General features: G+C 67.7%; 17 protein-coding genes. 12 read left to right on the forward strand and 5 right to left on the reverse strand.

Annotated features, from left to right (window positions below; genetic code table 11):
* Positions 1 to 397 precede the first annotated feature (397 nt).
* Genes ACR65K_RS15075 through ACR65K_RS15085 form a run of 3 tightly spaced genes read left to right on the forward strand, consistent with a single transcriptional unit; the run spans position 398 to position 4,599 of the window.
* On the forward strand, positions 398 to 1,156 hold the full coding sequence (locus tag ACR65K_RS15075) for a LamB/YcsF family protein (RefSeq protein ID WP_440153730.1): 759 nt from the start codon (positions 398 to 400) through the stop codon (positions 1,154 to 1,156).
* Between the two features lies 1 nt (position 1,157).
* Positions 1,158 to 2,858 (forward strand): 5-oxoprolinase subunit B/C family protein, encoded by a 1,701-nt coding sequence (locus ACR65K_RS15080; RefSeq protein WP_440153731.1) that lies wholly within the window; start codon positions 1,158 to 1,160, stop codon positions 2,856 to 2,858.
* Positions 2,851 to 4,599, forward strand: a complete 1,749-nt coding sequence (locus tag ACR65K_RS15085; protein ID WP_440153732.1) for an acetyl/propionyl/methylcrotonyl-CoA carboxylase subunit alpha — start codon at positions 2,851 to 2,853, stop codon at positions 4,597 to 4,599. The genes ACR65K_RS15080 and ACR65K_RS15085 overlap by 8 nt, the downstream gene beginning before the upstream one ends.
* 7 nt (positions 4,600 to 4,606) lie before the next feature.
* On the opposite strand, the gene ACR65K_RS15090 is transcribed toward ACR65K_RS15085, so the two are convergent.
* The gene (locus ACR65K_RS15090; protein WP_440153734.1) at positions 4,607 to 5,590 is read right to left on the reverse strand and encodes an adenosine deaminase; all 984 of its coding nucleotides are present in this window, start codon (positions 5,588 to 5,590) and stop codon (positions 4,607 to 4,609) included.
* 69 nt (positions 5,591 to 5,659) lie between these two features.
* Between ACR65K_RS15090 and ACR65K_RS15095 the strand changes: the two genes are divergently transcribed.
* The 5 genes from ACR65K_RS15095 to ACR65K_RS15115 all read left to right on the forward strand — a co-directional run bounded on the left by ACR65K_RS15095 (position 5,660) and on the right by ACR65K_RS15115 (position 9,825).
* Entirely contained in the window at positions 5,660 to 6,337 is a 678-nt protein-coding gene (locus ACR65K_RS15095) for a GntR family transcriptional regulator (RefSeq protein ID WP_440153736.1), read from the forward strand.
* 212 nt (positions 6,338 to 6,549) lie between these two features.
* Entirely contained in the window at positions 6,550 to 7,263 is a 714-nt protein-coding gene (locus ACR65K_RS15100) for a DUF969 domain-containing protein (protein ID WP_056332900.1), read from the forward strand.
* Positions 7,260 to 8,231 carry a DUF979 domain-containing protein gene (locus ACR65K_RS15105; protein ID WP_440153738.1) on the forward strand — a complete coding sequence of 324 codons (972 nt, stop codon included), beginning with the start codon at positions 7,260 to 7,262 and terminating at the stop codon, positions 8,229 to 8,231. The genes ACR65K_RS15100 and ACR65K_RS15105 overlap by 4 nt, the downstream gene beginning before the upstream one ends.
* A gap of 22 nt (positions 8,232 to 8,253) precedes the next feature.
* Positions 8,254 to 9,354: a DUF2891 family protein gene (locus tag ACR65K_RS15110; RefSeq protein WP_440153740.1), complete on the forward strand. Its 1,101-nt coding sequence runs from the start codon at positions 8,254 to 8,256 to the stop codon at positions 9,352 to 9,354.
* Positions 9,355 to 9,591: 237 nt separating this feature from the next.
* A complete protein-coding gene (locus ACR65K_RS15115) occupies positions 9,592 to 9,825 on the forward strand; it encodes a hypothetical protein (protein ID WP_235565150.1) in 234 nt (77 codons plus the stop codon).
* Here ACR65K_RS15115 and ACR65K_RS15120 read toward each other — a convergent pair.
* Together ACR65K_RS15120 and ACR65K_RS15125 are read right to left on the reverse strand one after the other, a co-directional pair.
* Complete coding sequence (locus tag ACR65K_RS15120) at positions 9,786 to 9,953, reverse strand: hypothetical protein (RefSeq protein ID WP_200946217.1); 168 nt, start codon at positions 9,951 to 9,953, stop codon at positions 9,786 to 9,788. The genes ACR65K_RS15115 and ACR65K_RS15120 overlap by 40 nt on opposite strands.
* Positions 9,946 to 10,587: a hypothetical protein gene (locus tag ACR65K_RS15125; RefSeq protein WP_440153742.1), complete on the reverse strand. Its 642-nt coding sequence runs from the start codon at positions 10,585 to 10,587 to the stop codon at positions 9,946 to 9,948. Before ACR65K_RS15125 ends, ACR65K_RS15120 begins: the two co-directional genes overlap by 8 nt.
* A 258-nt stretch (positions 10,588 to 10,845) precedes the next feature.
* Here ACR65K_RS15125 and ACR65K_RS15130 point away from each other — a divergent pair, with 258 nt between their 5' ends.
* The 3 genes from ACR65K_RS15130 to ppsA all read left to right on the forward strand — a co-directional run bounded on the left by ACR65K_RS15130 (position 10,846) and on the right by ppsA (position 15,088).
* Positions 10,846 to 11,655, forward strand: coding sequence for a slipin family protein (locus ACR65K_RS15130; protein WP_056332888.1), 810 nt, complete (start codon positions 10,846 to 10,848; stop codon positions 11,653 to 11,655).
* 39 nt (positions 11,656 to 11,694) lie between these two features.
* On the forward strand, positions 11,695 to 12,513 hold the full coding sequence (locus tag ACR65K_RS15135; RefSeq protein WP_056332885.1) for a pyruvate, water dikinase regulatory protein: 819 nt from the start codon (positions 11,695 to 11,697) through the stop codon (positions 12,511 to 12,513).
* Positions 12,514 to 12,658: 145 nt separating this feature from the next.
* A complete protein-coding gene (gene ppsA, locus ACR65K_RS15140; protein WP_440153744.1) occupies positions 12,659 to 15,088 on the forward strand; it encodes a phosphoenolpyruvate synthase in 2,430 nt (809 codons plus the stop codon).
* Between the two features lie 65 nt (positions 15,089 to 15,153).
* Here the strand turns inward: ppsA and ACR65K_RS15145 are convergent, their stop codons facing one another.
* On the reverse strand, positions 15,154 to 15,588 hold the full coding sequence (locus ACR65K_RS15145; RefSeq protein WP_440153746.1) for a nuclear transport factor 2 family protein: 435 nt from the start codon (positions 15,586 to 15,588) through the stop codon (positions 15,154 to 15,156).
* Between the two features lie 181 nt (positions 15,589 to 15,769).
* Between ACR65K_RS15145 and ACR65K_RS15150 the strand changes: the two genes are divergently transcribed.
* On the forward strand, positions 15,770 to 16,819 hold the full coding sequence (locus ACR65K_RS15150) for a response regulator transcription factor (RefSeq protein ID WP_440153747.1): 1,050 nt from the start codon (positions 15,770 to 15,772) through the stop codon (positions 16,817 to 16,819).
* Between the two features lie 21 nt (positions 16,820 to 16,840).
* Here ACR65K_RS15150 and ACR65K_RS15155 read toward each other — a convergent pair whose 3' ends face one another.
* Positions 16,841 to 17,524 (reverse strand): hypothetical protein, encoded by a 684-nt coding sequence (locus ACR65K_RS15155; RefSeq protein WP_440153749.1) that lies wholly within the window; start codon positions 17,522 to 17,524, stop codon positions 16,841 to 16,843.
* Between the last annotated feature and the right edge of the window lie 21 nt (positions 17,525 to 17,545).

A 17,545-nucleotide genomic window follows, 5' to 3' on the forward strand; every position in this document is an offset into this window, starting at 1 on the left:
AAGCTAAGACCCACAGCGCCGATGGTACTGCACCCGGGAGGGTGTGGGAGAGTAGGTCACCGCCGGACACACATTAAGTAGGACCCTGACAACGGAACGTCAGGGTCCTACTGCTTTAAGCACCCCAAGCCCCATGGCCCGTCCCAGGAAAACCTGCAGGATGTGAGCGGGCGTCCCAGGAAAACCTGCAGGATGTGAGCGGGCGTCCCAGGAAAACCCGCAGGATGTGAGCGGGCGTCCCGGGAAAACCTGCGGGAAGTGATGGGGCATCCCGGTAAACCTGCAGGATGTGATGGAGCGTCACGGGGGAGTCCCGGTAATAGGGTCATGGGATTGTTGAACAATCTTAGTTTTTAGGGCATTCTTGGATGAACAGCAATCCGAGACGGAGATCACAATGCCCAGCATCGACTTGAACAGCGACGTCGGCGAGTCCTTTGGGAACTGGTCCTTCGGCGATGACGCCGCCATTTTCGAGAGCGTATCCAGCGCCAACGTGGCATGCGGCTTCCACGCCGGTGACCCCATGGGCATCATGGCCACCTGCCAGGCCGCCGCGAAGGCAGGCGTCACCGTGGGAGCCCACCCTGGCTACCGGGACTTGGCCGGCTTCGGCCGCCGCTTCATGGACATGAGCCCGGCCGAACTGACCGCAGACGTGGTCTACCAGATCGGCGCCGTGCAGGCCATGGCCCTCGCCACCGGAACCGCCGTCCGCTACGTAAAGCCGCATGGCGCGCTGTACAACACCATTGTGAACCACCCCCAGCAGGCCGGTGCCGTGGTGGCCGCCATCGTCGCGGTGGACCCCAGCCTGCCGCTCATGGTGCTCCCCAACTCCGAGATCCAGCGCCAGGCCGAAGCGGCCGGGCTGCGGACAGTGGCGGAGGCCTTCGCTGACCGCGCCTACAACCCGGACGGCACCCTGGTCTCCCGCCGTGAACCCGGCGCCGTGCTGCACTCGGTGGAGGACGTCGTCGAACATGTCCTGCGTCTGGCCGGGGACGGTGTTGTCCGGGCCGTTGACGGATCGCTGGTCCCCGTCAAAGCCGAAAGCATCTGCCTGCACGGTGACACCCCCGGCGCCGTGGCCAAGGCCGCCGCCGTCCGTTCCGCGCTGGTGGACGCCGGCATCCGGATCCAAAGCTTCGCCTAGCATGGCCGCCATGCAACTGCAGCGTACAGGTACTGACCCCCACGCGGAACTGACCGGGATCCGGCCCGCCGGTGACCGCGCCATCCTGGTGGAGCTGCCCTCCCTGGAAGCGGTCCTCAGCCTCCAAGCGCAACTCACAGCGCATCCGCAACCGGGCCAGATCGACGTCATCGCCGCCGCCACCACCGTCCTCATCACGGCGGATTCGCCGGAGGCGGTGCAGGCCGTGGCCGCGCACGTCCGCAGCCTCGACCTGGAGGCGCCCGCGGACACCGAGAGCGCGCTGGTCACCATCGACGTGGTGTACGACGGCGAGGACCTGGACGAGGTTGCATCGCTCACCGGCTTGGGCCGCGAGGCCGTGGTGGCCGCCCACACCGGTCAGCTTTGGACCGCCGCCTTTGCCGGATTCGCGCCCGGCTTTGCCTACCTCACCGGCGAGAACGCCAGCCTGGAGGTGCCGCGGCGCCGGTCACCGCGGACGGCCGTTCCCGCCGGAGCCGTGGCCCTGGGTGGGGCGTACTCGGCCGTTTACCCACGGCAGTCGCCGGGCGGTTGGCAGCTGATCGGCCGGACCGAGGCGGCCATGTGGGACCTGGGCCGGGACAATCCCGCCCTTGTCCGCCCCGGCGATACAGTCCGCTTCCAGGCCGTCCGCGCCCACGCCGTCGTGACCGAACAATGTGTGCCCGAACAGCCCGGGGCGGAAAAGTCCGGGCCGGTCGCCTCCGAGCCCGCGGTGACCGACCGCGCCACTCCCGGCCTGGCCGTCCGCAAACCCGGACTGCAGGCCACCGTGCAGGACCTGGGCCGGCCGGGCTTCGCCTCGCTGGGCGTCAGCAGCGCCGGCGCCATGGACCGGGGAGCGCTGCGCCGCGCCAACCGCCTGGTGGGCAACGCCGAGGGCGCCGCCGGAATCGAACTCCTCTTCGGCGGGCTTGAACTCGAAGCCCTCACCGACCAGGTCCTGGCCGTCACCGGCGCGGCCGTCCCGCTGGAGGTCACACCCGGTTCAGATTCAAGGGAGGCATCACAGCGGACGACGACGGTACGGCACCCCGCGTGCGACGCCCCCTTCGCGTTGTTGGCAGGGGAGAGGCTGACCGTGGGCAACCCCAGCGCAGGGCTCCGCTCCTACATCGGCATCCGCGGGGGAATCGGTGGACCTGTTGCCCTGGGCAGCCGCTCCACGGACACCATGTCAGGGATCGGCCCCAAACCGCTCGAAGCCGGAACCATCCTGTCCGTGCAGGCCGCCAAACCGGGCAGCATCGTGGGCCACCCGGAAATATCGCCCCTCCCGGACCAGGGCGCGGCCACCGTGCTGCGGGTGGTGCCCGGACCCCGGCAGGACTGGTTCAGCGCTGAAACCCTTCAGGACTTCCTGGCCCGGGAATGGACCGTCACGCCGCAGTCCAACCGCATCGGCCTGCGCCTCAACGGTCAGCCGCTCACCCGCAGCCGGGACGGTGAACTCGCCAGCGAAGGAACTGTCCGCGGCGCCGTGCAGGTGCCGCCGGAAGGCCAGCCCGTCCTGTTCCTCTCCGACCACCCGGTGACCGGCGGGTACCCGGTGATTGCCGTCGTCGTCCATGCCGACCTGGACAAGGCCGCCCAGCTTCCCCCGGGCAGCACCGTCCGGTTCGCCGCCGCAGCATCCTCGGCAGAACTGCCCGAAACACTTAAGGAATCCCATGCGTAAAGTCATCATTGCCAACCGCGGCGAAATTGCCGTGCGGATTGCCCGCGCCTGCGACGATGCAGGCCTGGAGAGCGTAGCAGTCTACGCCGATCCGGACGCCGACGCGCTGCACGTTTCCGCCGCCAGCGAGGCGTACTCGCTGGCCGGCTCCCGGCCGCAGGAAACCTACCTGGACATCGAAAAGATCCTCGCGGTTGCGTCGAAAAGCGGCGCCGACGCCGTCCACCCCGGCTACGGCTTCCTGTCCGAAAACGCCGGCTTCGCCCAGGCGGTGCTCGACGCCGGACTGACCTGGATCGGACCGTCCCCGGAAACCATCCGGTTGCTGGGCGACAAGGTCAGCGCCCGCGAGGTAGCGGTCCGGGCCGGCGCCCCGCTGGCACCCGGAAGCGACGGGCCGGTGGCCAGCGCTCAGGAAGTCCGCGCCTTCGCCGAACAGGTGGGCCTTCCGGTGGCCATCAAGGCTGCCTTCGGCGGCGGCGGACGTGGCCTCAAGGTGGTCCGCAACATGGCGGACATCGAGGAAAGCTTCGACTCCGCGGTCCGGGAGTCCTTGGCCGCCTTCGGCCGGAGCGAATGCTACGTGGAGAAGTTCCTGGACCGGCCGCGCCACGTGGAGGCCCAGATCATCGCGGACACGCACGGCAATGTGGTGGTGGTGGGCACCCGCGACTGCTCCCTGCAGCGCCGCCACCAGAAGCTCGTGGAGGAAGCCCCCGCACCTTTCCTCACCCCTGAGCAGCGGGCGGCCATTCACGCCTCGGCCAAGGCCATTTGCCGCGAGGCCGGCTATGTGGGCGCCGGCACCGTGGAATACCTGCTGGACGGGACAGGCTTCCTGAGCTTCCTGGAGGTCAACACGCGCCTGCAGGTGGAGCACCCCATCACCGAGGAGACCTCCGGCGTGGACCTGGTGGCCGCCCAGCTGGCCATCGCAGCAGGGGAAAAGCTTCCCGTCCTGGCGGACCCGGAGCCGCGCGGCCACGCCTTTGAGTTCCGCATCAACGCTGAGGATCCGGGCCGCGGCTTCCTGCCGTCACCCGGCGGTGTGGAATTGTTCGAGGTGCCCACCGGGCCGGGGATCCGCGTGGACACCGGCGTCCGGTCCGGTTCCGTGGTCCCCGGGCAGTTCGATTCCCTGCTGGCCAAACTCGTGGTGACCGGCGCGGACCGCCAGCAGGCCCTCCGCCGAGCCCGCCGTGCCCTGCGTGAGTTCCGCATCGGAGGCCTGGCCACCGTTCTGCCGTTCCACCGGGCGGTAGTGGAGGCGCCGGACTTCACCCGCACCGACACGCTTGGCGTCTACACCACCTGGATCGAGAACGAGTTCACCACCGCCCTCGCGGCGGACCCTGCCTTCAGCCCTGCCGCGCCGGAAGAGCCCCGCCGGACCATCGGCATCGAGGTGGACGGCAAGCGGATGGAGCTGGGACTTCCCAAGGCGCTGCTGGATTCCCTGCTGGACGGCGGTGGCCGGGCACGCACGGAGGCTCCGGAGAGCAGCGGGGAGGCCGCGGCGGAGAAGAACGACGGCGATCTGCTGGCCACCATGGCCGGCACCGTGGTCAAGTGGTTGGCTGAGCCCGGGGCAACGGTCGAGGAAGGGGAGGCCGTGCTGGTGCTTGAGGCCATGAAGATGGAAACGGCCGTGCCCGCGCACCGTGCCGGCACCCTGGGCGAGCAGCTCGCTTCGGCGGGGGACGCCGTCGCGCCCGGACAGGTGCTCGCCACCATCGGGTGAGCGAACCTCACGAGGGCATACGCGCGAAGACCCGGCACACTGCCAGGCTGAACCATAGCTGGAGGTCGTGGTACCTGTCCCGGAGCAGATGGCCAGTGAAGAGCCCGGACGGTTCCTGGTGTGCGGCCAGCCAGTCGCGCGCCTGGTCGGTTTTTTCCGATCTGAGCCCGGGACGGACGATGCTGATGGCGTCGAGGGCGGAAACGATGTCCGTCATCCAGAAAGGAAAGCTGAATTCGGTCCAGTCGGCGGCACGGCCCTTATCCGGATAGGCATCCGGCTCGAACAAGCGGCGCGCCAGCAATTCCGCAGCCTTCTGTGCCGAGGCGTTTGCGCGGTACCGGGGATGGGACGCATACGCCCTGAGCACCACCCCGGTAACCAGATGCGAGAACGGCTGCGCCGGATCGCCGGGGATAGTCAGCGGCTCCTCAAGCGCATCCAGATTCCTCCCCCGCGTGCGGAACGGAAGGGCCCAGCCCCCGTCGTCCTGCCGCGACGCCTCAAGCCAGCTGAACGCCCGTTCCACGCGGGGGTCGTCGCCGTACCCCGCTTTGCTCAGGAGCCCGATGAAAGCCGCGGTGTAGTTGGGAGACACCTGGTTGCCGTAAATCCCTCGAAGATCACCGTCGGCGGACTGGTGGGAGAGCACATAGCCGGCTGCTGCGGCGAGGGCCGGATGCCGGTGCGTCAGGCCGAACATCTCCACGAGAAACCCGAGGTGCCGGTAGGTCTCCAGCAGGTCGTACTCCATCCTGGCCCGGGGCCGTCTTCCTGGGTAGGTCCACGATCCGTCGGCCGCCTGGCGCCTCAGGATCCGGCGGGGGACCGGAAGGTCCCAGAGACCTTCATCGGGTGCCTCCGCCGGGGCCGGCGGCAGCCCCGCCGGTCCCGGGAGCAGCTCCCGGACGGCCCAGGAGCGCACGGCCGGATGCCCGCTCGACAGCAACGGGGCGAGGGGGTCGAACCGTAGGCAGTCAAGCCACGTCATGGTCACCATGATGGCGGAATACGTCCGCTGCGGACAGGGTGCCGGCATCCGGCCGGATATCGTGGTGCCATGACGTTTGACGAGGTACTGGCCGATCTCCAAGCCCAGGCCAGGACCACCAAGCACGCCGAAACAGGTCTCTGGGTGGCCGCCCAGCTCCGCAGCCGCATCGCCGCCGGCCAGCTCGCGCCCGGATCCAAGCTCGCGGAGGAAGCCCTCCGCGAGGCCCTTGGCGTGTCCCGCAACACCCTGCGGGAGGCCTTCACGGCGCTGCATGCGGAGCACATCGTCACCCGCATCCCCAACCGCGGTGTCTTCGTGGCCCACCCCACGGCGGATGACATCCGCGAGATCTACCGGGTCCGCCGGTTCCTGGAGCCCGCCGCGGTCCTGTGGGCCACCGATGCCCCCGTTGAGCCCCTGGCCGGAATCGTCAAAGCCGCCAGGGTAGCCGCCGCGGAGGGCGACATCCCCGGCATGGCGGGCGCCAACCAGGACTTCCACCGCGCCATCGTTGACCGCAGCGGCAGTGAGCGGCTGAACAGCCTCATGGACCAGGTCCTGGCCGAGATGCGCCTGGTATTCCACTCCATGGCGGCCAACCCGGCCTTCCACGAGCCCTATGTGGAGGACAACGCCCGGATCGTAGACCTCATGGAGGCCGGCGACCTGGCCGCGGCAGCGGACTTCCTGGCCGCCTACCTGGACCGCGCTGAAGCCCAGTTGCTCGCCGCCGTCGGCCGCTAACCAAACCGGGCCTCAAAGGGGGTTGCAGGATTGTTGAACAAAAAGCTATGCTTTAGATCACACCGTTGTCCTGCAGCTCACTTAACCCTGCAGCCCTAACGTGACCGGGGCTCCCGCCCCCCCGGCGCCGTCACCCCCAATGATCAACCCCAACGGACGCGCCGGCCCCCACTTTCGCAGACCCGTCACGGGTCCCCTGGGAAGGGATAATCATGCTTGTACTCATCGGGGTGCTGCTGGTGATCGTTGGCTTCGCCATCCGCCTGAACCCCCTGATTGTCGTCACCGTCGCCGGCATCGTCACCGCACTGCTGGGCGGAATGAACCCCGCGCAGATCCTTGACTCGTTCGGCACCGGCTTCGCCAGCAGCCGCTCCGTCACCATCTTCGTGGCGGTGCTGCCGGTAGTGGGCATCATCGAGTACTTCGGCCTGCAGGAGCAGGCCAAGGTCCTCATCGGCCGGCTCGCCAAGCTGACGGCAGGCCGCGTCCTGATCGGCTACCTGGCCGTCCGCCAGATCACCGCAGCCGTCGGCCTGAACAGCATCGGCGGCCACGCCCAGACCGTCCGCCCGCTGGTGTTCCCCATGGCCGAGGGTGCGGCGCTGCGCCGGTATGGCCACGTCCCGGACAAGATCAGCGAAAAGATCAAGGGCCACTCCGCCGGCGCGGACAACGTGGGCGTGTTCTTCGGTGAGGACGTGTTCGTCGCTGTCGGCTCCATCCTGCTGATCACCACGTTCGTGGACACCACGTACCACCTGCACCTGGAACCGCTCCAGCTGGCCCTCTGGGCCATCCCCACCGCCATCGCGGCCTTCCTCATCCACGGCTTCCGGCTGCTGCGCCTGGACAAGCAGCTGGACAAGGAATACCGCGAATACGAGCTCACCGCCCAGAAGGAAACCGCAGGAGAAGCAAAATGATCAACGTTGAAGCCGTCTACTGGCTGATCGGCATTCTGTTCGTCGCCTGGGCATCACTGATTGCCGCCGACACCCACCACCCCCGCCGCTGGGGCAGCTCCTCCTTCTGGGGCCTGCTGGGCCTGTGCTTCTTCTACAGCACCTGGGTCCAGGCAGGCACGGCGCCGGGCTGGGTCCTGGGCATCGCCGTCCTGGTCCTTGTGGTGCTGGCCTCCACCGGCCTGCTGGGCCACGGCAAGCACCGGACCTCCACGGGCCCCGAGCGCGAGGCATTCGCCAAGCGCTTCGGCAACAAGCTTTTCATCCCGGCCCTGACGCTGCCCCTGGTCACCGTCATCCTGGTGCTCGCAGCGCCCCTACTGTCCATTGGCGGCACCCCGCTGCTGGATCCCAAGAACACCACGCTGGTGGCCCTGGCCATCGGCGCATTGGCCGCCGTCGTCGTCGCCCTGGTGATCCTCAAGCCCAAGAACCCTGCCACGCCCATCTTCGAAAGCCGCCGGATCCTCGAATCCATCGGCTGGGCCGCGCTGCTGCCACAGATGCTGACCACCCTGGGCATCCTCTTCACCAAAGCCGGCGTGGGCACCGCGGTGGGCAACCTCGCGTCCGGGCTGCTGCCCAAGGGCTCACTGATCGCCGGCGTGATGGTCTACTGCATCGGCATGTTCCTGTTCACCGTGCTGATGGGCAACGGCTTCGCCGCGTTCCCCATCATGACCGCGGCCATCGGCTGGCCCGTGCTGGTGGAGACCTTCCACGGCGACCCCGCCATCGTCTTCGCGATCGGCATGCTGGCCGGCTTCTGCGGCACGCTCTGCACACCCATGGCCGCCAACTTCAACCTGGTGCCGTCCGCACTGCTGGAGATGAACAACAAGTACGGCGTCATCACGGCACAGGTGGGCACGGCCATCCCGCTGCTGGCCGTCAATATCGCTCTGATGTACTTCCTGGCCTTCCACTAACCCTGTTTTTCAAAGGAGCATGATGGACAACGATCTTCGCGCACAGGCGGCGCCCGACTATGCGGCCGTGGTGCTGGGCAACCTCAGCGAGCCCTTCCCGCACTCGGCCCACCACACCCAGGTCTCCGCAGACGACCGGCCCACCCCCGAGCAGATCCACCCCGCCTTCTACACCTCCTTCGACTGGCACTCCTGCGTCCATATGCACTGGCTGGGCGCCAGCTTGCTGGGTGGGACTGCCTGGTCGCCCCTTCGTGGGGCTCCCATTGAAGGAGCGTCCGACGCCGGCCCGGCGGCCTGGGTGGACGGCCCCACCGAGGCGTCACTCCGGGAAGCGGTGGGCGCCAACCTGACCCCGGCCAAGCTGGCGGTGGAGCGGGACTACCTGCTGGCCAACCCGTCCTGGGAGCGCCCGTACGGCTGGGCGTGGCTGATGCGGCTGGCCGCCACGTGCTCCGCGTCCTCCGATCCGCAGCTCCGCGAATGGGGCGCAGCCCTGGAACCGCTGGTGGATGCGGTGGCCGGGTTGAGCGTGGCCTGGATGGCCAAGGCCCAATACCCGGTCCGGCACGGGCTGCATACCAACGCCGCATTCGGCGTGGGCTACATGCTGGATGCGTTCCGCTCGCTGGGCCGCACCGATGCGGCGAAGGCCTGTGAGGAAGCGGCACGTGAGTGGTTCGGCAACGACCGCGGCTGGCCGGGCGACTGGGAGCTCAGCGGCCAGGACTTCCTCTCAGCAGGACTCAGCGAGGCGGACCTGATGCGCCGGGTACTGTCAGCGGACGAGTTCGCCGAATGGTTTGCGGGGTTCCTCCCAGGGCTTTCTGTCGAGTCGCGCATCCTGCAGCCGGTGGGCGTGACGGACGAGACCGACGGCTACCTGGTGCACCTGCACGGACTGAACCTGACCCGTGCGGGGCAGGTGGCGCGCATCATCACCACGCTTCGCCAGTCTTCCGGTACCGGGGCTTCCGCCGCCGCGGCCGTGCTGTCCGAGGCGCTGGATCCGCTCCTGAAAGCCGGATTGTCCGGGCTGGAAAGCGGCGACTTCATGTCCACCCACTGGCTGGCCAGCTTCGCATGGGACGCGCTGGGGTCCGTGGCGGCGCTGGACGAGTAACCGGCGCCGTAAGTAATTCCGGTAGCGGGTCAGCGGCCGCCTCGGGACGGAGCAGTCATACTCCGTCCCGAGGCGGCCGCTGGTGCATTCAGGGGTACCGCCGCGTTAGTCTTTTCCCACCACGCCCGGTGCGTGACCTGGGAGCAGCGGGCAGGGTTGTAATGAGCTGACCATCCGCCCGCGAGCCCGAGGAAGCCGATGCGCCAGCACACAACCCCCTGCCTTTCCAACCCTGCAATGGCAGGGAAAGCAGAAACGCTAAAGCCTCGAAGGAAGCGGACCAGGCATCCCCGGCTGGCGGTGGGGGAGCGGGTCCGGTTCGCCGAAGGAACCCTGGCCGGCACCGGAGTGGTGGATGCCGTGACCTCCGACTACTCCATCATCTGGGTGTGGACCGACGAAGGCCAGGGCCGGCGGATGTTCCTCCAGGGCTACGGAAGCATCGTGTCCGCGCTGGATTCTTCCTCGTAGCGCCGTCTGCGGCGTTCGTCCGCCTGGAGGATTCCGTCGCGGACGGCGGCGCGGATCACGCCGTAGAGGATGTAGAAGAAGATTGCTCCGACCAACGCAAACAGGACCAGCCCCGTGAAATCAGCCATGGGTGGTGCCCTCCTCAGGCCAGTACTCCTGAACGCCTGCAGCGGCGTCCCGCAACCGCCCGCCGTCGAGCATCAATGACGTTTCCTGCAGGCCGAAGTCCGTCCACTGGGCCACCAGCCGGAGATCGCCGGCAGGGGGAAGCGGCCACAGCCAGAGCGTGCCGGTTCCGGAGTACTCGTCCTCGCCGCCGCTGCCGCCGCCGTTGTTCAGCGCCAGGACAGGTGGCTCGGGCTGCTGGCCACGCTCCATGAAACCGTGCGGCCCAAGGGTGCCGGTGCTGGCTTTGGAGCCGTCGGGGAATTGGACACCGAACAGCTGACCCGTTTGCTGTCCACTGCCGCGGCGGGGGCCCATCCGCGGCTGGAAGAACAGGTGCTGCAGGTCCGCCCAGTCGTCGTCGGATTGTGTGCCGCGGCGGAAGAGCCAGGACACGCTGAACACGCAGCCCGTGGAGAACACGTCCGCACTCTTGACTGCCACCACCATCTCCGGAGTCCGGCGCACGAACTGTCCCAGCTGGACGGCGACGGGAAGTTCGTAGGCCGGGGCGGCGGCCCACGGCGGCGGGACGTACCGCTGCGAGCGCGACCGGGGCGGCAGGGGAGGAATGGGAAAGTCCTGGAAGAAGGTCATTGATGATCCTAGGGTCCGCTGGCTGCGACCGACCAGCGGAACGGCGGCACAGCCGCCCTGGATCCCCCAACCCGTCCTTACCCGGCCAGTCTAGCCCTCCGTGTTTGCGTGCCGGCCGTTTGACGTTCGGGACGGTGACGGGGGATGACCGGCCCGGGTCTAACTGCCGCCGTTGGTGGGAGAATGGAGCCAGGACAACTGCCACGGGGCCGGCCCTGCACCGGCATGTCCGGCTCAGCTCAACAGGAGGGGATCCTGATGGACCCCACCATTATTGTTCTCGTCGTTCTCGCCGTCCTGCTGCTCATCGTGGCGAAAATGGCTATCCGGATCGTGCGCCAATACGAGAAGGGCGTGCTCTTCCGGCTTGGGAGGGTAGTCGGCGTCAGGGATCCTGGCCTGCGGCTGATCATCCCTGTCATCGACCGGCTGCCGCTGGTCAGCCTGCGGATCGTCACCATGCCCATCCAGTCCCAAGGCATCATCACCCAGGACAACGTGAGCGTCGACGTGTCCGCGGTTGCCTATTACCGGGTTGTGGACGCCGTGAAGTCTGTCATCGCCATCGAGAATGTGGCCGCGGCGATCGACCAGATAGCCCAGACCACGTTGCGGAAGGTCGTGGGCCGCCACACGCTGGACCAGACCCTGTCCGAGACAGAACGGATCAACGTGGACATCCGGGAAATCCTCGACGTGCTCACTGTCGAATGGGGTGTGGAGGTCACCCTGGTGGAATTGAAGGACATCCAGCTGCCCGAAAGCATGAAGCGCGCCATGGCCCGTCAGGCTGAGGCGGAACGTGAGAAGCGGGCGAAGATCATCGCCGCCGAAGGCGAAGCCATTGCGGCCGCGGCCCTCGGAGACGCTTCCGACACCATGATGGCCCACCCGCTGGCGCTGCAGCTGCGTAACCTGCAGTCGCTGGTGGAAATCGGCGTCGACAAGAACACCACGGTTGTCTTCCCGGCCCCGCTCATGAGCACCATCGGTGAACTCTCTGCATTCCTGGCCCGCGAAGGCCAGGCGGCGTCCTCCGGCAGCAAGGCACCGGTGAAGGCGGCCTGACCCGCAACTGCCTCACCAGGAGGACGCTAAGGTCATTTCATGACCACTGCTGCTCTACGTCCCGTCTACTTCCTGTCGGACAGTACCGGCATCACCGCGGAAACACTGGGGAATACGCTGCTGACGCAGTTCCCCGTGGACAACTTTGATCGCGTCACCATCCCCTTCATCACCACTCCGGAACAGGCGCGGTCGGTGGTGCGCACCATCGATGGCCTGGCCGCGGCCGGACCCCGGCCCCTGGTGTTTTCCACCGCGGTCAACGGCGAGATCCGGCAGATCCTGGCCGGCTGCAACGCTGTCATCGTGGACCTGATCGGCACCCACGTGGGCGTCCTGGAAGCGGCGCTGGGCACGCCCGCCAGCGGTGAGCCGGGCCGGGCGCACGGGCTGGGGAACGCCGCGCGCTACCAGTCCCGGATGGCCGCCGTCGAATACGCCATGGAGCACGACGACGGGCAGAGCCTGCGTGCGCTGGAGAAGGCCCAGGTGATCCTGGTGGCCCCGTCCCGGTGCGGAAAGACGCCCACCACCATGTACCTGGCGCTGCAGCACGGGATCTTCGCCGCCAACTTCCCGCTGGTGGATGAGGACTTCCAGCGGGACGGGCTGCCCAAACCGCTGCGGCCATTCGTGTCCAAGTGTTTCGGCCTGTCCTCCAACCCGCTGCGCCTGAGCCAGATCCGGACGGAGCGCCGCCCCAGCTCGCCCTACGCGTCCCTGCGGCAGTGCGGGTTTGAGCTGCGCAGCGCCGAGCAGCTATACGTCTCCCACCGGATTCCGTACCTGAACTCCGCCACCGTCTCGGTTGAGGAAATGGCAGCCACCATCCTGCAGCGGATGAACCTCAAGCACTAGCAGTTGTTTCATAAACGTGGCGTGGCCCACATCATGTGGAAAGTCCGCTGCAGACCTGAAACTGTTAGCAGGGTTTTTTCTTCCGGCCGGAACTACCGTGGCGGCCGGCATTGCCTACGCCAAACACTGCAAAGGAGCAGCAATTATGACGACAGACGTTCTGTGGTTCTCTGAACTTGGACTCAAGGACCTGGACAAGGTGGGCGGCAAGAACGCCTCCCTGGGGGAGATGGTGCAGAACCTCACCTCGGCCGGCGTCCAGGTCCCGGACGGCTTCGCCACCACGGCAGACGCCTACCGCCGGTTCCTGTCCGACTCGGGCCTGGACCAGAAGATCGCCGACCGGCTCGTTGGACTGGACACCGATGACGTGACGGCCCTGGCCTCGGCCGGCCAGGAAATCCGCGCCCTGGTCCGGGACACCCCCTTCCTGCCCGACTTTGAGGCGCAGGTCCGCGAGGCGTACCAGCAGCTGGTGGACAAGCACGCCGGCTCCGCGGACCTGTCCTGGGCGGTCCGGTCCAGCGCCACGGCCGAGGACCTTCCGGATGCTTCGTTCGCCGGGCAGCAGGAAACCTTCCTGAACGTCCGCGGGATCGAGAACATCCTGCAGGCCATCAAGGACGTCTTCGCGTCGCTCTACAACGACCGCGCCATCGCCTACCGCGTGCACCACAAGTTCGAACACGCCGACGTGGCACTCTCGGCGGGCATCCAGCGCATGGTGCGCTCCGACGTCGGCGCGTCCGGCGTCATGTTCACCATGGACACCGAGTCCGGCTTCCAGGACGCCGTCTTCGTCACCTCCTCCTACGGGCTGGGCGAAGCCGTGGTGCAGGGCGCCGTGAACCCCGACGAGTTCTACGTGTACAAGCCCGCCCTGGAGGCCGGCCGTCCCGCGATCCTCAAGCGCGGCCTGGGCGAGAAGGCCCTGCAGATGACGTACACCAACAACAGCGAGATCGGCCGCACCATTGACTTCGTGCCAGTGGAGGCTTCGCTGCGCTCGCGCTTCAGCCTGACGGACGACGACGTGGAGCAGCTTGCACGCCACGCCATCGCCATTGAGAAGCATTACGGCCGTCCGATGGACATTGAGTGGGGCAAGGACGGCATTGACGGGGGCCTGTACATCCTGCAGGCACGCCCGGAAACCGTGCAGTCCCGCCGCGCCCCCGGCAGCCAGAGCCGCTTCCGCCTGAACGCCACCGGCCCCGTGCTGGTGGAAGGCCGCGCGATCGGCCAGCGGATTGGCGCCGGCAAGGTCCGGATCCTCACGGCGATTGACCAGATGGCATCATTCCAGACCGGCGACGTGCTGGTGGCGGACATGACCGACCCCGACTGGGAACCGATCATGAAGCGTGCCTCCGCCATCGTCACCAACCGCGGCGGACGTACCTGCCACGCAGCCATCATCGCCCGCGAACTGGGGATCCCCGCCGTCGTCGGCACCGGCAACGCCACGGACGCGCTGTCCGACGGCCAGGAAGTCACCGTGTCCTGCGCCGACGGCGAGACCGGGAGCATCTACGAGGGCCTGCTGGACTTCAGCGTTGAGGAAACCGGCGTCACCCAGCTGCCTGAGGCGCCGGTGAAGGTCATGATGAACGTGGGCACCCCGGAGCAGGCCTTCACCTTCGCGCAGCTGCCCAACCACGGCGTGGGCCTGGCCCGGCTGGAGTTCATCATCAACCGGCAGATCGGCATCCACCCCAAGGCCCTGCTGAACCTGGACAGCCAGCCGGCGGATGTGGCCGCCGAGATCCGGGAGCGGATCAGCGCCTACAGCAGCCCGCGCGACTACTACATCAAGCGGCTGGCCGAGGGCGTAGCCACCATCGCCGCCGCGTTTGCGCCGGAACCGGTGATCGTCCGGATGTCCGACTTCAAGTCCAACGAGTACGCCAACCTGATCGGCGGCCCGGCCTACGAGCCGCACGAAGAGAACCCGATGATCGGTTTCCGCGGCGCGTCCCGGTACCTGGAGCCGTCCTTCCGGGACTGCTTCGACCTTGAATGCGAGGCGCTGTCCTTCGTGCGCAACGAGATGGGCCTGACCAACGTCAAGCTCATGATCCCGTTCGTGCGGACCCTGGACGAGGCGCAGGGCGTCATCGAGCTGCTCGCCGAAAACGGGCTGCGCCGCGGCGAGAACGGCCTGGAGGTGATCATGATGTGTGAACTGCCGTCCAACGCGCTCCTCGCCGACGAGTTCCTGGAGTTCTTTGACGGCTTCTCCATCGGCTCCAACGACATGACCCAGCTGACCCTGGGCCTGGACCGGGACTCGGCGATCGTGGCCAACAGCTTTGACGAGCGGGACGCGGCCGTGAAGAAGCTGCTCAGCATGGCCATTAAGGCCTGCCGGGCCCGCGAAAAGTACGTTGGCATCTGCGGCCAGGGCCCCAGCGACCACCCGGACTTCGCCGAGTGGCTGGTGAAGGAAGGCGTCAACTCCATCTCCCTGAACCCGGACACCGTGGTGGACACCTGGCTCCGGCTTGCCGGGGTATCAGAGGTTGCGCCGGACAGCGGCGTGGCGAACAGCGTGGAGGTTGCCGCGGCCGTCTGACCGGTAACGCTGCTGCTTTAGGGGGCGGCTCCGCCACGGCCGGAACGCCGTGGCGGAGCTGCCCCTCACTGTTTGGACAGTTCCGGAAGCAGCCCCAGCTGGCCAAGAAGTTCCAGTTGGTCGAAGTAGGCATGGTGCGCTGTGATCAGGCCTGCCTCCACCCTGGCCACGTCGCAGCTTCGCACCCGGACCTGCCTGCCGGTGGGCGGCAGCGTCCCGCCCGTGGGCAGGCTTAACGGCCCGGTGTTCGTGCCCGCCACGAAGCCCTCGATGATGGCAACGTTCCCCGCCTCGTGAGTGGCCAACTGCTCGTACCTGACGTCCGGCATGGCCTCCCAAAAGTGGAAGAAGTAGGTGGCGATCGCCTCACGCCCGGCGACCTCGCCCTGGTCAGGGGTCTGGATCACGGCATCGACGGCGTAGCAGCGTGCCAGTTCCTCCTTGTCCTTTGCATCCATGGCCGTCATCAGCCGGTCCATGACCTCGCGTGCCTGTCCCATTGCAGCCTCCCTTGGTTCCCTGGGTCTTTATTTCGGACGCCCGCCTTGGTGCGGCGCCTATGGAGGAAAGGTACGACGGCGGCACGCGCCGCCGCGATCCCCCCACCGGGGGTTTCGGGCCGCCTCCAAAACCCCCGGTTTGGGGGATTGCCGCGCCCCCTTCCGGGCGGATACTGGACGTATGTGGGAGGAGCGCGCGGAGCGTGCCCGGCGGGACATCGCCGCCATGGCCGCCGGCGGGATGGACCTGCCGGGCCTCTATGCCTCGGCGCTTGCCGTGGTGCAGCGGGAGGTGCCGTTCGAGCAGGGGTGCTGGGCCGGCGTCGACCCCGTCTCGATGGTGATGACCTCCGTGACCAACTGGCGGCCGTGGCCCGTGGGGGAGCACCAGTTCAAGGAGTACTTCCTCCGTTTTGCCCAGTCCGAGTACACAGGCCAGGAACCCAACACCTTCGTGGAGCTGCTGCGGCGGCCGCGACCCATCGCCAGGATTTCGGATGCGCCGCACCGGGAGGTGGTCCGCAGCGTCCGGATCAACGACCTGCTCAAACCGCTGGGCCTTGACCATGAGCTGCGGGCCGCGTTCCGGGTGGACGACCTGTGCTGGGGCGTGGGCAGCATCTTCCGGGAAGGCGGCCCCGACTTCAGCGACCGGGAGGTGGAATTCCTGGGCGCGGTCACGGCCACCCTGGCGGCGGCCACCAGGGCGGCCGTCCGCGTGGCGCGCCCGGCGGGACCGGCCGCCGTCGGGCCTGTCATTGTCCTGGCCGGGCTGCACGGCGACCTGCGCGCCGCCACCCCCGCCGCCGCCTCCTGGCTTGCGGGGGTGGAGGACGCTGCACCCGGCCGTTTCAGCCAAACGCTGTATTCGGTGGTGGCCCAGGCGCACGCTGCCGCCTCCGGGACGGCGCGGGCCCGGATGCGTGACGCCGCGAACAACTGGGTGGTGCTGCAGGCCAGCCGCCTGATTACCGGCGATGACCCCGACCAGATGGTGGTCACCGTGGAACCGGCAACCACCCACGACCTCCTGGCCCTGCTGCTGATGGCGTTCGGCGTCACTGCGCGCGAACGGGACGTCTGCCTGGAGGTACTGGCCGGAAGTTCAACGGCGGAGATCGCCCGGCACCTGTTCATCTCCCCGCACACGGTGCACGACCACTTGAAGTCGCTGTTCGAAAAGGTGGGCGTCGGCAGCCGGGGGGAGCTGGTGGCCCGGCTCACGGCCTGACGGGCATTGTGACTGGCCGTCCTACAGCCGGACGCCGTGGTTCACCCGGCGCTGTTCAAAACGGAGCGGGGTCCTGGTGGCCCAGTAACCGATCATCAGCCCGGCAACCGTGGCGCCCCCGGCGTAGGTGAACAGCGACGTCCAGGACCCCGGCTGGTTGGGAAGGGTGATGGCCAGGACGACGGCGGCCACGGCCAGGAAGATCTCCAGGGCCGGACGCAGGGGCTTTTCCCGGTAGTACGGGTGGGCGACACGGACCAGGCTGACCACCGGAAGAATTAGCACGGCGGGTGCGAAGAGGAACAGGTAGAAGCCCGTCAGCACCAGGACCAGGGAGCCCACAATCAGCAATCCCAGGAACGTGAGGATCCGGGTTACGGGAAGCCGCCCTTCGCTGGTCCGCCGGGCGAGCAGCACACCCCAGCCCGGGAGTCCCAGCAGCCACAGCCCACACCAAAAGCCTGCCCCGAGGAGCGCAAGGAGGGCCAGCACCACGCCCGGAAGCAGGAATGCCGCGGCTTGCGCCAGCGACGGCCACTTCCCGGCGGGGCCAAAGATGCAGGCGCCGATGAGAAGGTAGGCCGCAAAATACACCGGCGTCAACGCATTCGCCGGACCCCAGGACAGCCCGAACAGCAGGACCGTCATGGCGATCACCATGATGCACACCGCGGCGAACGTCCAGGGGCGGCCTTCGCGTGTCATGGTCCACACCCTACCCGGGCA

It is taken from the genome of Arthrobacter sp. SAFR-179, assembly GCF_059414945.1.